At 66.8% G+C, this 12,188-nt stretch carries 11 protein-coding genes; 7 read left to right on the forward strand and 4 right to left on the reverse strand.

What is annotated here, in order from left to right; all coding sequences use genetic code 11:
* Positions 1 to 132: 132 nt before the first annotated feature.
* Both G452_RS19065 and G452_RS0110405 read left to right on the forward strand, forming a co-directional pair.
* Entirely contained in the window at positions 133 to 1,140 is a 1,008-nt protein-coding gene (locus tag G452_RS19065) for a GNAT family N-acetyltransferase (RefSeq protein ID WP_022662198.1), read from the forward strand.
* A gap of 127 nt (positions 1,141 to 1,267) precedes the next feature.
* Positions 1,268 to 1,789 carry a WbuC family cupin fold metalloprotein gene (locus tag G452_RS0110405; protein WP_022662199.1) on the forward strand — a complete coding sequence of 174 codons (522 nt, stop codon included), beginning with the start codon at positions 1,268 to 1,270 and terminating at the stop codon, positions 1,787 to 1,789.
* 121 nt (positions 1,790 to 1,910) lie between these two features.
* Here G452_RS0110405 and G452_RS0110410 read toward each other — a convergent pair whose 3' ends face one another.
* Together G452_RS0110410 and G452_RS0110415 are read right to left on the reverse strand one after the other, a co-directional pair.
* Complete coding sequence (locus G452_RS0110410; RefSeq protein WP_027189169.1) at positions 1,911 to 2,159, reverse strand: hypothetical protein; 249 nt, start codon at positions 2,157 to 2,159, stop codon at positions 1,911 to 1,913.
* 42 nt (positions 2,160 to 2,201) lie between these two features.
* Positions 2,202 to 3,035, reverse strand: coding sequence for a phage capsid protein (locus tag G452_RS0110415; protein ID WP_022662201.1), 834 nt, complete (start codon positions 3,033 to 3,035; stop codon positions 2,202 to 2,204).
* A 402-nt stretch (positions 3,036 to 3,437) separates the two neighbouring features.
* On the opposite strand from G452_RS0110415, the gene G452_RS0110420 reads away from it, so the two are divergent.
* From G452_RS0110420 to G452_RS0110430, 3 genes are all read left to right on the forward strand, one after another.
* Complete coding sequence (locus tag G452_RS0110420) at positions 3,438 to 4,061, forward strand: tetratricopeptide repeat protein (protein WP_022662202.1); 624 nt, start codon at positions 3,438 to 3,440, stop codon at positions 4,059 to 4,061.
* Between the two features lie 330 nt (positions 4,062 to 4,391).
* Positions 4,392 to 4,688 carry an ArsR/SmtB family transcription factor gene (locus tag G452_RS0110425; RefSeq protein ID WP_022662203.1) on the forward strand — a complete coding sequence of 99 codons (297 nt, stop codon included), beginning with the start codon at positions 4,392 to 4,394 and terminating at the stop codon, positions 4,686 to 4,688.
* A gap of 29 nt (positions 4,689 to 4,717) precedes the next feature.
* Positions 4,718 to 5,818 carry a permease gene (locus tag G452_RS0110430; protein WP_022662204.1) on the forward strand — a complete coding sequence of 367 codons (1,101 nt, stop codon included), beginning with the start codon at positions 4,718 to 4,720 and terminating at the stop codon, positions 5,816 to 5,818.
* Between the two features lie 75 nt (positions 5,819 to 5,893).
* Here G452_RS0110430 and G452_RS20635 read toward each other — a convergent pair whose 3' ends face one another.
* Both G452_RS20635 and G452_RS0110440 read right to left on the reverse strand, forming a co-directional pair.
* Positions 5,894 to 8,704, reverse strand: a complete 2,811-nt coding sequence (locus G452_RS20635; protein ID WP_022662205.1) for an ATP-binding protein — start codon at positions 8,702 to 8,704, stop codon at positions 5,894 to 5,896.
* Between the two features lie 118 nt (positions 8,705 to 8,822).
* Entirely contained in the window at positions 8,823 to 9,926 is a 1,104-nt protein-coding gene (locus G452_RS0110440) for an AI-2E family transporter (protein WP_022662206.1), read from the reverse strand.
* A 141-nt stretch (positions 9,927 to 10,067) separates the two neighbouring features.
* On the opposite strand from G452_RS0110440, the gene chrA reads away from it, so the two are divergent.
* Both chrA and G452_RS0110450 read left to right on the forward strand, forming a co-directional pair.
* Positions 10,068 to 11,312, forward strand: a complete 1,245-nt coding sequence (gene chrA, locus G452_RS0110445; protein ID WP_022662207.1) for a chromate efflux transporter — start codon at positions 10,068 to 10,070, stop codon at positions 11,310 to 11,312.
* A 141-nt stretch (positions 11,313 to 11,453) separates the two neighbouring features.
* Complete coding sequence (locus G452_RS0110450) at positions 11,454 to 12,152, forward strand: aspartate/glutamate racemase family protein (protein WP_022662208.1); 699 nt, start codon at positions 11,454 to 11,456, stop codon at positions 12,150 to 12,152.
* The last annotated feature ends 36 nt before the right edge of the window (positions 12,153 to 12,188 follow it).

The following is a 12,188-nucleotide window of genomic DNA, read 5'->3' on the forward strand; positions in this document are numbered from 1 at the left end:
AGGTCCGTCCGCGCCCGGTTTTGGCCCTTTCCGGGACGCGGCAGGGCGGCGCGGGCGTTTCGCGCATTGTTATGCGCGGGGCGATGGGATAAATCCTGAGCCAGGGCAGGCGAGCCCGAACAGGAGGATGCGATGCACAAGACGGCCAGGGACGGGGAAGCCGGAACCGCTTCGGAGCTCATGGAGCGCTGGAAGCGCGCGGCGATCACCACGCGCCAGGCCGACCCGTTCTGCACCGCCCCGGCGTGGCAGCTGGCGTTTCACGAGGTGCAGAACCCCGCCTGGCAACTGCTGGTCCACGCCGAGGACCAGAGCGTCATGGCCTTTGCCGCCGCGTCGGATCAATTCGGCCAGGCGGTGCTGCTGCCGCTGGAGCGGCTCTGGATGTTCGGCTGCCCCCTGCTCGGCAAGCGGGCCGTGGGCCTCCTGCGCTTCGTGGTCGAGGCCATCCGCACCACGCAGGCTCTGACCTTTTCCAAGATCGTCGTCAGCGGGGTGCGGCCCGGCGGCGTCCTGGCCGGGCGTCTGCGCAGCCAGTTCGGCGCGACGCACGATATCCACGTCCAGCCCACGGGCACCCAGTGCGCGGCTTCCCTGCGCGGCGGCCTGGACGGCTACCTTTCCCGCCGCTCCGCCAACCATCGGCGAAATCTGAAACGGGAACGCAAAAAGGCGCTGGACAAGGGCATTCGTTTCGAGCGCGTCCTGCCCGACACGGCCCAGGAAACCGCCGAGGCCTATGCGCGGGTGCTCGGCGTGGAGCTGCGCAGCTGGAAGGGCATGGGCGGCTGCGGCATGGAAAGCGGCTTTTCGCGCAGGTTCTACGAGAGAATGCTGCACCGCCTCGCGCCGGAAAAGGGCGCGCGGATCATCTTCGCCCGACACGAAGACCGGGACATCGGCTTCGTGTTCGGCGGCCTGGCCGGAAACATCTATCGCGGCCAGCAGTTCAGCTATGCCGACGACTGGAAGGAATACTCCGTGGGCAACCTGCTCCAGATGGAACAGATCGCCTGGCTCTGCGAGGAAGGCGCTGCGCGCTACGACCTGGGGCCGATCACGGGGGAGAAGATGGAATACAAGCGCCACTGGGCCGAGCAGCGCTTTCCGCTGGAAGCCTGGGTGCTGGAACGCAAGTGAGGGTGAAGGGGCGCGCCTGCCGCGCCCGGACCGCGCGGCGGGAAAAGGCCTGCCCGGGTTCACGGCGCAGCGCGCGGACGCCCCGAAGCAGCCGCCCGGAAGCCGCTGCCGAGAAAGGGAGTCGAGAATGGATGAAGGCAAATCCTTTCCCCTGGCCCTGGAGGCCCCGGAAACCGAACTGACCGCCATCTCCGGCGACATGATCCACACGGCCCTTGCGGCCTCGCGCCGCAGCCCGCGCAGGCGGATCATCCAGCCGCTGCACAAGACGGCGGACTCCCCGCTGCACCGCATGCTCAACGTGGCCCAGCCAGGAACCTACATCCGCCCGCACCGCCACCTGGACCCGCCCAAGGCCGAATCCCTCGTGGTCCTGCAAGGCCGCATCGGGTTCGTGACCTTCGACGCGGCCGGGGAAGTGACCGGAACGTACGTCCTGGGACCGGATGAGGACGCCGTGGGCATCGACATGGAGCCGGGCGCGTACCACTCGTTCGTGGTTCTGGAGCCGGATACCGTGCTCTTCGAGGTCAAGCCCGGACCCTATGCCAAGGCCACGGACAAGGCCTTCGCTGCCTGGGCGCCGGAGGAGTTCACGGATGCGGCGCGGGAATATGTGGAGCGGTTGGCGGGGATGTTCCAGGCGTAGATCGGTATCTTCTGCAAGGTCGGGGGGCGAGGTCATGCCGCCCGCCGGACCAACCGGGGCTGCCGTGTTTTCGTCTGGTCGGCGCTTCCCTGTCGTTGTTCCGGCGGGCGGTGTTCGTCGTTTAGCTGAGCGGGATGGTCGCGGCCGTGCCCGCGTTCACGTCCGCCACCAGCAGGCCCGGAACCGGGCTGGTCCCGTACCCGCTGACGCAGAGCACGATGTCGCCGCTGCTCAGGTTGTAGTGTTCCACGGCGAGGTCGAAGTAGCCCTCGGTCCGGACCGTGGCCGCGTCGTCCGCGCTGCGGTAGAGAAAGGGCTGCTGTCCGGGCACGCCGCCCATGAGCCGCATGTCTTCACTGCTGTAGGCCATTTCCATGTCTCCCTTTGATTCGTTTGGTATCGGGCGGTCAGGCTAGTTGGCCATGACCGCGTCGTCGTCGCACTGGATTTCGACCACGCCGTCCGCGTCGATGAGGCAGGAGCCCGCGCAGAGCATGTGGTCCACGAGGTGGGCGGCCTTTTCCGGCACCCAGTCCACAAAGGCTTTGACCTCCTGGGCCTCGGCCAGGCCCACGGCGTTCTTGTGGTAGATGAAGCAGCTGCGCACGCCGTCGTCGAGGGGCAGGCCGGTGTGGAACATCCAGGTGATGCCCAGCCAGCGGCGCGACTCCGTGCCCTTGAGCCAGGCATACTGTTCGCCCGCGTAGTCCGAGCTTTTGAACTCGCTGATGTCCAGCAGCTCGTTCCACTGGTGCGCGCCCACCACGGCGAAGCGCTGGCCGTCGTCCGGCACGTCGTTGCCGTTGAGGGTGCCGAAGGCCGCGAGAATCTTGGCCTTGGTCAGTCCCGTGCCGCCCGGCTCGACCACGTTGGACGCGCCCGCGAGCTTGTTGATGAGCAGTTCGTCGATCTTGCGGCCCAGAGCCCAGGCCCCGGCGTTGGCCGCGATGAGCCGCTCGTCCGTGTTGGTGCGCACCTCGTCCAGCTTGTCCACGTAGTCGGCCGCGTACCAGTCCTCCAGGGTGCAGGTCACGCTGCTTCGGCTCACGTTCATCAGGGGCACGTTTCCGTGACGGGTCTTCAGGCCCGCCGCGCCCTTGCCGCTGGTCTGGAACACGCAGCGCGAGCCGGAAATGCCGGTCTTGAGCCGCACGGTGTTGCGCAGCTTGGAGCCGCGCTGCTGATACGCCTGATGCACGTCGGCGCAGTATTGGGTGATGAAGGCTTTGGTGATTTCCGTCGACACTGTTCAAACCCTCCTTGGGTTGCGGTTGATGAGGCGGCCCGTGGTGTCCCGTTCCCCGTGCGGGGAGGGTGTCCGTTTCGGGGCTTCCGCACGGAGCGGGGCCGGGCACGAGGCGAGCCTAAGCCCGGTTTTCGCGGCGGAATGAAATCGGAAAGCGAAAGGAGGGGAAAAAGACGTTTTTGCCCTGTTGACAGCCCTTCCGACATCCGGCTACCAGTCGATCAGCGGGCGCGGGCAGACTCCGCGCCGCGCCCACACGCCCATTGCGGCATTCTTCCAGCATTGATACGAGCAGGATGGCATTCTCTTCAGGGTGTGCTAGACTCCTGCTGGACCGTTCTCCGCCGGATTCGGCGGGAGCGGCCGTCCGATTCAACATCAAGAGTATTCGTGGGGGTACGAATGTCCCGAAAGACCAAGGTCCGGCTCGATCCCGTGGTGCGGCGCAGCACTGCCGTGCTGCTTGCCGCGGCCACTTTTTGCGGCGGCCTTTTCATCGGCTTCAACGTCAGCTTCTTCATGAACGCCGAGCGGCAGACAGTGACGCTCGCGCCTCCGCAGAACCAGCCCGCCATCGCGCCCCAGGCGTCCGCCGGGCCGGGTCCGGACGTGCAGGGGCTGCTCGCCGCGGCCGAGGCCAATCCGTCCGACGCGCACGCCTGGATCGACCTTGGCAACGCCTATTTCGACACGGACAAGCCCAAGGAAGCCATCACCGCGTATGAGCGCGCGCTCTCGCTCAGCCCGGACCACGCGGACGTCTGGACCGACCTGGGCGTGATGTATCGCCGCGACCACCAGCCCCAAAAGGCCGTGGACAGCTTCAACCGGGCCATCATCGCCCAGCCGTCCCACGAGACCGCCCGCTTCAACAAGGGCATCGTGCTCTATTTTGATCTCAAGGATACCGCCGGAGCCATAGCGGCCTGGGAAGACCTGCTCAGCGTCAACCCCAACGCCACGGCTCCCGACGGAACCCCCGTGCGCGGCATGGTCGAGAAGCTCAAGGCCGGAAAACCGCTCTAGAAAATCACCGGGGGAAAACCTTTCTGCGAAAGGTTCTTCCCCCGGACCCCCCTTTCCAAAGCCGTTCCCCTGCCGGACGCCTGCGGCTTCCGGCGTGCAAGGTACGATTCCCGCGCCCGGAGTGCTGGATTCCGCCCTGTGATGCGTCGTGTCCAGTTCTGTCCCCGCGCCGCGCGAAGCGCGGGCGCAGAGTGGGATTCCAAAGGGGCATTGCCCCTTTGGCCGCCGGAGGCTTCTTCGGCTTCTTCGACGCCTCTCGCCGCCCTTGACAGCAATATTCTATTTGGCTATTTTGCCAAACAGCAAACAATCGACGCGGGAGAAATCGTCATGCCCAAAGAGCTGCTGCTGGACAATCCCAGCCTGATCGAGGCGCAATCCGCAGTGTTCAAGGCCCTCGGCCATCCGGCCCGGCTGCGCATGGTCCGGGCGCTCGGCCAGGGCGAGAAGTGCGTCTGCGAGCTGCGCGACCTGGTGGACCTGGACATGTCCACCGTGTCCAAGCACCTCAGCGTGCTGCGCAACGCCGGAGTGGTCGCCAGCGAGAAGCGGGGCAACTGGATGCACTACCGTTTGGCGCTGACCTGCGTGCCGGGCTTTCTGCAATGCCTGGAAGGCAAAATCTAACCGCCCGCAAGGCGAACAGGTACGGGGACATGAAAGACATCATCAACGACATGAACGGCGGATGCGCCTGCAACGCCGCGCCGCAGACGCCCGCGCCGGAAAAGCCGCGCCGCGTCGCGTTGCGGCTGGGCCTGCTGGCGCTGGGGCTCGCGGCCTGGGTGGCGGTCTACGCCTCTCTGGAACGCGCGGCGCTGTGGCTGACCACGGACCTTCTGGGCCTGGACACGGGCACGCACCTGGGCGAGGCCGTGCGCTTCTTCGTCTACGACACGCCCAAGGTCTTCATGCTGCTTCTGCTCATCGTCTACGGGGTGGGCGTGGTGCGCTCGTTCTTCACCCCGGAGGCCACGCGCAAGGCTCTGGCGGGCAAGGCGGAGCTGGTCGGCAACGTCATGGCCGCGGGCCTGGGCGTGCTCACTCCGTTCTGTTCCTGCTCGGCCGTGCCGCTGTTCGTGGGCTTCGTCACGGCGGGCGTGCCGCTGGGCGTGACCTTCTCGTTCCTGATCAGCGCGCCCATGGTCAACGAGGTGGCCCTGGCTCTGCTCTTCGGCATGTTCGGCTGGAAGGTGGCGCTGCTCTATGCGGGCACGGGCCTGCTCGTGGCCGTGGTGGCCGGGTTCGTCATCGGCAGGCTGAAGCTGGAAGGCTGGCTCCAGGACTGGGTGCGCAACATGCTGGCCATGGGCGGCGGCGCCGGGCCGCAGCGCAGACCGACCTGGAACGACCGGCTCGACGCGGGCCGCGAGGCAGTGGCCGAGATCGTGGGCAAGGTCTGGCTGTACGTGATCCTGGGCATCGGCGTGGGCGCGCTGATCCACGGCTACGTGCCCGAGAACTTCATGGCCGGGCTCATGGGCCGCTCGGCGTGGTGGTCGGTTCCCGCGGCAGTGGCCATCGGCATTCCCATGTACACCAACGCGGCAGGAGTCGTTCCCGTGCTTCAGGCGCTGATCGGCAAGGGCGCGGCCCTGGGCACGGCCCTGGCCTTCATGATGAGCGTGATCGCGCTTTCGCTGCCGGAAATGCTCATTCTGCGCAAGGTCTTGACCGGAAAGCTCATCGCCGTGTTCGTGGGCGTCGTCGGCGGGGGCATCCTGCTGGTGGGCTGGCTCTTCAACGCGGTGATCTGACGTGCGATCCGCCGCGCTGTCGGCGGGTCCGGCGTTCGCCCGCAAAGGGCGGCAAGAGGCGGCCTCCGGGCCGCCTCATTGCGTGGGAGGGCCGCACTCCGGGCGTCCGGGCGCGAAGCATTCCTCGATCAGCTTTTTGAGGGTGTCCATATGCAGGGGCTTGGCCAGATAGCGGCTGGCCCCGGCCGAGAGAAAGCGTTCCTCGTCGCCGGGCAGGGCATGGGCCGAGACCACCACCAGGGGCATGTCCTCAAGGTGCCTGAAGTCCCGGTCGGTGCGCAGGATGCGGATGGCCTCCTCCCCGTTCAGCAGCGGCATCCGGATGTCCATGAAGGCGATGTCGAAGGTTTCGATCCGCAGCTTTTCCAGGGCTTCCGCGCCGTTGACAGCTTCGCTCACGGACATGCCGAGGCGTTCGAGCATGCGGCGCAGGACGATGCGGTTGAGTTCGTCGTCTTCGGCGATGAAGGCGCGCTTGCCCTCTCCCGCGCTGGGCAAGGCTTCGGTCCCGCCTTGGCGGGAAGGCGCGGCGGCCGTGGGCAGTGCGAGTTTCAGGCCGACATGGAAGGACGAGCCTCTGCCCGGTTCGCTTTCCACGGAAATGTGCCCGCCCATGAGGCCGACGATGCGCCGGACCAGGGGCAGGCCCAGCCCTGCGCCCTGTTGCGGACGCTGGTAGCTGCCGTCCATCTGGGTGAACATGTCGAAGATGAAGTCGATCTTGTCGTCCGGTATTCCCACGCCCGTGTCCGTGACGCGGAAGAGCAGCCGGACGCTGGTTTCGGTCTTTTCCAGCAGGTCCACCTCCACGTCCACGCCGCCCTGCTGCGTGAACTTGATGGCGTTGCCCACGAGGTTGAAGAGCACCTGCCGCAGCCGCGTCGGGTCGCCCACGACCCTGTCCGGAACATTCTCGCCGCAGCGGAGGGTGAGCAGGAGCGATTTTTCCCTGGCCGCGCCCTCGAAGATGGCGTGCACATCTTCCAGCATGGCCGCCAGGGAGAACGTTTCGGACCGCAGGTGCATCTTGGCCGCTTCGAGCTTGCTGATGTCGAGGATGTCGGTCAGCAGGTGCGAGAGTCGGCTGCACGAATTGGTGGCCGCCTTGACGTATTCGTCCTGGGAGGAATCGAGCTGGGAAAGCGAGAGCAGCTGGAGCATTCCGAGAATGCCGTTCAGGGGAGTGCGGATTTCGTGGCTCATGTTGGCCAGGAATTCGGACTTGGCCTGGTTGGCGACCTCGGCCTGGGCGCAGGCCCGCACGAGTTCCTCGTGCACCACGCGTTCGGCGGTGACGTCGCGGAGCACGGCGGCCACGCCGCAGCAGGAGCCGTCCCCATAGGGGATCGGGCTGTAGGAGACGTCCAGGAAGCGGGGGCCGAGATGTTCGTAGGTGATCGTCAGGTCGAAGCGCCGGCTCTCCCCTGCGATGCAGCTTTTGAGGTGGGGCAGGATGTCGGCGTAGGCCCTCTCGCCGAGAACTTCCCGGACGTGGTGGCCGACCACGTCCTCGAGCCTGGCCCCCCGCTGGGCGAGCATGGCCTCGTTGGCCATCCGATAGACCTGATCGGAGTCGATGACGACCATGATTTCCTTGGAATGTTCCACGAGGGCCTGATATTCCATGAGGTTCTGCTGCTTCTGGCGCAGCTTGCGGCGGCTGACGAAAAGCGCCCAGAGCGCCAGGGCCTGGAGCGAGATGATCGTTAAAGCGAGAAGCAGCGGCCAGAGATAGCGCAGCAGCGGGTTGGGCACGCGGTAAAGGATTTCGGCCGACTCCGGCACGCGGGAATCCGGGATGTCGAAGCGGTTGAGCTGGCGCTGGTCGAAGACGAATCGGTTCGCTTCGCCGCCGCGGATCACCGGGATGGAGGAAATTCTTTCGCCGTTGAGGATGCGCAGGATCATCTCTCCGGCCAGGTGTCCCTGGCGGCCCTGGTCGATGAGCTTGCCTCCGAGCACCCCGTCGCCCATGCCGTGCTGCCAGAGGTGCAGGAGCGGAATGTTCAGGTTGGCGGTGATCAGGTCGAGGCTTTGGTCGAAGGTCTTGGATTCCGAGCGGCTGTCGCGGTATGCGGAGAGCAGCAGCGCGGCGTCCGAAGGCCCCAGGTTGCGCAGCCGTTCGGCGAATTCGTTCCAGGACAGCCTTGCGAGGGAAATGACGTCCAGTGCGAGTCCCGCGGCTGCCAGCCTGGGGCGCAGGTGGTCCAGGCTGTGCAGGTCGCCGAGCCCGCTCGGAGAATTGTCGCAGATGACGTGGACGGTCCTCAGGTTCGGAAGCATTTTTTGCGCGGCCAGCAGGGTGTCCAGGGCCGAAATCTCTTCCACCACGCCGGTGACGTTGCCCTTCTTCACGGTTTGCAGGGCGAATTCCGTGTCGTTGACGCCGAAAAAGACCACGGGGGTGTCCTCGAAGAGATCGGCGCCCGCTTCCAGGACGAAGTGCAGGGCGTTGTCGTCCGCCGTGGCGACCACGTCGTAGCGGGGGAGCTTGGAGAGCTTGTAGGCCAGGAGGTCATGGAAGAGCTTGAAGTTCTTCTGGTCGAAGAACCGCTTGGAGTCCATGAACTCCACGTCGAGGCGGACGCTGGAGCCGGGCAGGGCGGAGCGCAGTCCCTGGATCTGCTGGAAGAATGTCGGAAAGTCGGGATGGTAGGAGCTGACAAGCAGAACGTGCCAGGTTTTCCCGGCTTCGGCGGGGTCGGCTCCGGCCGCACTTGCCTTCGCGGTCTGGGGAAAGGCCGTCATGCCGAGTGCAAGGGCGGCGGCCAGGGCTGGCAGGAGCGCGCCGAAAAGCGTGCAAAAGAGTTTCCTGCGGATTCGCTCGCTTCGGGCGAGGCGCGGCCCGGCTCCAAACGTTTCGGCTGGCGATCCTGAAATCCGCATCAAGGGAGCTCCCCTCCTGTCAAAGTGCAGTGGCGCTTTGTTTCGGGCAGGCGGACCAATATACCCGATTCTGCTCTATAGAGCATTACGCAAGAACTGCCAAGGGGATTGGACGGGTTCAGGCGGATACTGCGGGACGGAGGAGCCTTTTCCACCATGCCAGGCAGAGCACGGTCAGCGGCAGGGCGATGAGCAGGCCCAAAAATCCCAGAAGCTGGCCCCAGACCGACAGGGACAGCAGGATGACCCAGGGCGAAAGGCCCATCTGGCGGCCCATGATCCGGGGGACGAGCACGAGATCCTGGAGCGACTGGACCACGACGAAGACCCCGGCCACGGGCAGCGCGGCTTCCCAGAAGCCCAGCCCCTGTTCCAGGGCCTGGAGCACGGCCAGGGCGAAGGCAGGGACCAGGCCGAGGATCTGGAGATAGGGCACGATGTTGAGCAGGCCGATGAACAGGCCGAGCAGCACGCCCAGAGGCAGGCCGATGAGCGCGAAGCCCACGGCGAAGAGCACGCCCACGATGGCCGCCACCAGGGTCTGCCCGCGAAAATAGCGGCGCATGCCTTCCTCGAACTCGGCGGCGGTGGCGCGGACGGGTTCGCGCCATTGCGGCGGCATCAGGTCCAGCCAGTTGCCGCGCAGGCGGTCGAAGTCGAGCAGCAGGAAGAGGGCGTAGAGCGCGATGATGAGCACGCCCGTAAGCGCGAGCACGGCCTGCCACGCCCCCGCGACCACGTCCCAGATGCCGGGCAGGAGATGGGCGGCGGCCTGCTTGGCCAGTCCCAGGAGGCCGTCCGAGGTCAGGAAGCGCCGGACCTCCTCGCGCTGCATCAGCTCCCGCGCGGCCTGCCAGAGATCGGGCGGGAGGCGGTTGGCCGCTGCCTGGGCGAGCTTGGAATCGCCCGCGAAATTGGCGACCACCTTGCCCATGTGGGTCAGCTCCGCGGTGACGATGGGCACCACGATCCAGAGCAGGGTTACGGCCAGGACCAGCGAGACGAGCAGGGTGACGACCACCGCCGGTCCCCTGCGCCCCCGAAAGAGCCGCTGGAGCGCGCTGGCCGCCGGGTCGAGCAGGTAGGCCAGGACCACGGCCACGGCAAACGGCACCAGCGCGCCGCTGAGCTGCCGGAGCAGAACCACCGCCCCCCAGATCAGGCCGGCTGTCAGCGCCAGTCGCACTACGCGGTCGAAGGTGAAGGGCTTGTCCGTGATCATGGTGCTTCCTCTTGTCTGCGGTTGCGGGGGGGTGGGGATCGGCCGCGAGCATAGCGTCTTGCGCGGGGCGATGCAACGCGTCGGGCAGCGGGACCGTGAGAACGGGTTGACGCGGGCGCGGCTTCCATGTCTGATGCGGCCATGAACCCCGCACCAGGCAACGCCCCCAAAAGCGATCGGCTCCAGGCTCAGCAGACTGTCCCGCCCTGTCCGCGTCCGGGACTGGCGCTGCTCTTTTGGGAATTGCTGCGCCTCGGCTGCACCGCGTTCGGCGGCCCGGCCATGGTCCCCCACATTCGGCGGCTGGCCGTGGAAAAGCGCGGCTGGCTCGGCGAGGAGGAGTTCCGCCTGGGCATGGCCGTGTGCCAGCTCGTGCCCGGAGCCACGGCCATGCAGGTCGCGGCCTTCGTGGGGCTGCGCTCGCGCGGCGGCCTGGGCGCGCTCGCCGCCTATCTCGGCTTCGGCCTGCCCGCGTTTTTGCTCATGCTCGGCCTCTCCGTGCTCTATTTCCAGTCCCGCGACCTGGGCATGGTCCAGTCGGCCTTTGCCGGGCTCAAGATCGTGGTCGCGGCCCTGGTCCTGGACGCGGCCTGGAATTTTTCGGCCCGCTACCTGGAGCGGCCCGCCCATCTTTTCCTTGCGCTGGGTGCGGGGCTTTGGCTCGGCCTGGGCGGAAACCCGATCTGGGCGCTGGTTGCCTGCTGTCTGCTGGCGTTGGTTCTTTTTCGCGGGGAAACAGGCTCCGGAGCCGTTTTCGCCGCGCCGGGCGGCAGCGCCCCGCCAAGCCCCCTTCGGACCAACAGGACGGGCCGGGGCGCGGCCCTGGGGGGCGCTCTGTTTCTCGTCGTCGGCCTGGGCGCGCTGTACCTGTTCGACAAGGCCCATTTCGATCTCGCGGCCATGATGGCCCGCATCGACTGCTTCGCCTTTGGCGGGGGCTACGTCTCCCTGCCGCTGATGCTCCACGAGGTCACCTCGCGGGGGATCATGAGCGAGCGCATGCTCATGGACGGCATCGCCCTGGGGCAGGTCACGCCCGGCCCCATCGTCATGACCGCCGCCTTCGTGGGCTACGCCGTGTCCGGCTTCCTCGGCGCGCTCTTGGCCACGCTGTTCGTCTTTGCCCCGTCGTTCCTGTTCCTTGCGCTGGCCGTGCCCCTGGGCGAGCGTCTGGCCCGCTCGGTGCTCGCGCGCCGGGCCTTCGCGGGCAGCCTCGTCAGCCTCGTGGGGCTCATGGCCGCCATGGGCGCGCGTTTTCTGGTCGCGGTTCCGTGGGGGCCGGGTGAGGCCGCCGTGGGCCTGGCCGCGTTCGCGGCCCTGCGGATGAAGGCGGACGTGCTCTGGGTCGTGCTGGCCGGGGCGGGCCTGTCCATGCTGCTGCTCTGAACGCGGGGGGAATGCGTACGGCGTTCATGCCTTGCGTTCGTGCGCAAAACAGGTCAACAGGAAATTGAGGCTTTTTGAAGGGATCGTTTCATCATCCGGTATCGCTTGAATGGGGATGCAGAAATTCGACAGGGAGAGCGCATGAAGACCATCGGCATGCTCGGCGGAATGAGCTGGGAGTCCACGCAGGAATACTACCGCATTCTCAACGAGGAGGCGGCCCGGCGGCTCGGCGGTCTGTCCAGCGCGTCCCTGCTGATCCATTCCGTGAATTTCTCGGAGATGCATTCCCTGCTGGAAATGGAGGAATGGGAGGCCATTGCCGCGCACCTGGGCTGGCTGGGCCGGGGGCTTCGCCTGGCCGGAGCGGACTTCCTGCTCATCTGCACCAACACCATGCACCGCGTGGCCGAGGAGATTTCCTGCGCCGCGGACCTGCCCGTGCTGCACATCGGCGACGCCACGGGCCGCGCGGTCAAGGCCGCCGGGCTGGAGCGGGTGGGCCTGCTCGGCACCCGGCCGACCATGGAGCTGGAATTCCTGCGCGACCGCCTCGCGGACCAGGGCCTGGACGTGCTCGTGCCCGATGGGGAGGACCGCGAACTGGTCCACCGGGTCATTTTCGAAGAACTCTGCCGGGGCGTGCTGCGCGACGAATCCCGCGAGGCGTTCCTGCGCATCATCCGCGGCCTCGGCCAACGCGGCGCGCAGGGCGTTGTTCTCGGCTGCACCGAGATCCCGCTGCTCGTCCGGCAGCAGGACGTAAACCTGCCGCTCTTCGACACCACCCGCCTCCACGCCCTGGCCGCGCTGGACCTGGCGCTGGAGGATCAGCCCTAGCGCGCACTTGACCCGGCGACCGAAGCCGGGCATGCC

It is taken from the genome of Paucidesulfovibrio longus DSM 6739 (assembly GCF_000420485.1).
Classification (GTDB): Bacteria; Desulfobacterota; Desulfovibrionia; order Desulfovibrionales; family Desulfovibrionaceae; genus Paucidesulfovibrio; species Paucidesulfovibrio longus.

Bases quoted from the DNA above. Each gene is read 5' to 3' on its own strand.
- G452_RS20635 (WP_022662205.1), bottom strand. From the start codon at position 8,704: ATGCGGATTTCAGGATCGCCAGCCGAAACGTTTGGAGCCGGGCCGCGC.
- G452_RS0110440 (WP_022662206.1), bottom strand. From the start codon at position 9,926: ATGATCACGGACAAGCCCTTCACCTTCGACCGCGTAGTGCGACTGGCG.
- G452_RS0110450 (WP_022662208.1), top strand. From the start codon at position 11,454: ATGAAGACCATCGGCATGCTCGGCGGAATGAGCTGGGAGTCCACGCAG.
- G452_RS0110410 (WP_027189169.1), bottom strand. From the start codon at position 2,159: ATGGCCTACAGCAGTGAAGACATGCGGCTCATGGGCGGCGTGCCCGGA.
- G452_RS0110430 (WP_022662204.1), top strand. From the start codon at position 4,718: ATGAAAGACATCATCAACGACATGAACGGCGGATGCGCCTGCAACGCC.
- chrA (WP_022662207.1), top strand. From the start codon at position 10,068: ATGAACCCCGCACCAGGCAACGCCCCCAAAAGCGATCGGCTCCAGGCT.
- G452_RS0110405 (WP_022662199.1), top strand. From the start codon at position 1,268: ATGGATGAAGGCAAATCCTTTCCCCTGGCCCTGGAGGCCCCGGAAACC.
- G452_RS0110420 (WP_022662202.1), top strand. From the start codon at position 3,438: ATGTCCCGAAAGACCAAGGTCCGGCTCGATCCCGTGGTGCGGCGCAGC.
- G452_RS19065 (WP_022662198.1), top strand. From the start codon at position 133: ATGCACAAGACGGCCAGGGACGGGGAAGCCGGAACCGCTTCGGAGCTC.
- G452_RS0110425 (WP_022662203.1), top strand. From the start codon at position 4,392: ATGCCCAAAGAGCTGCTGCTGGACAATCCCAGCCTGATCGAGGCGCAA.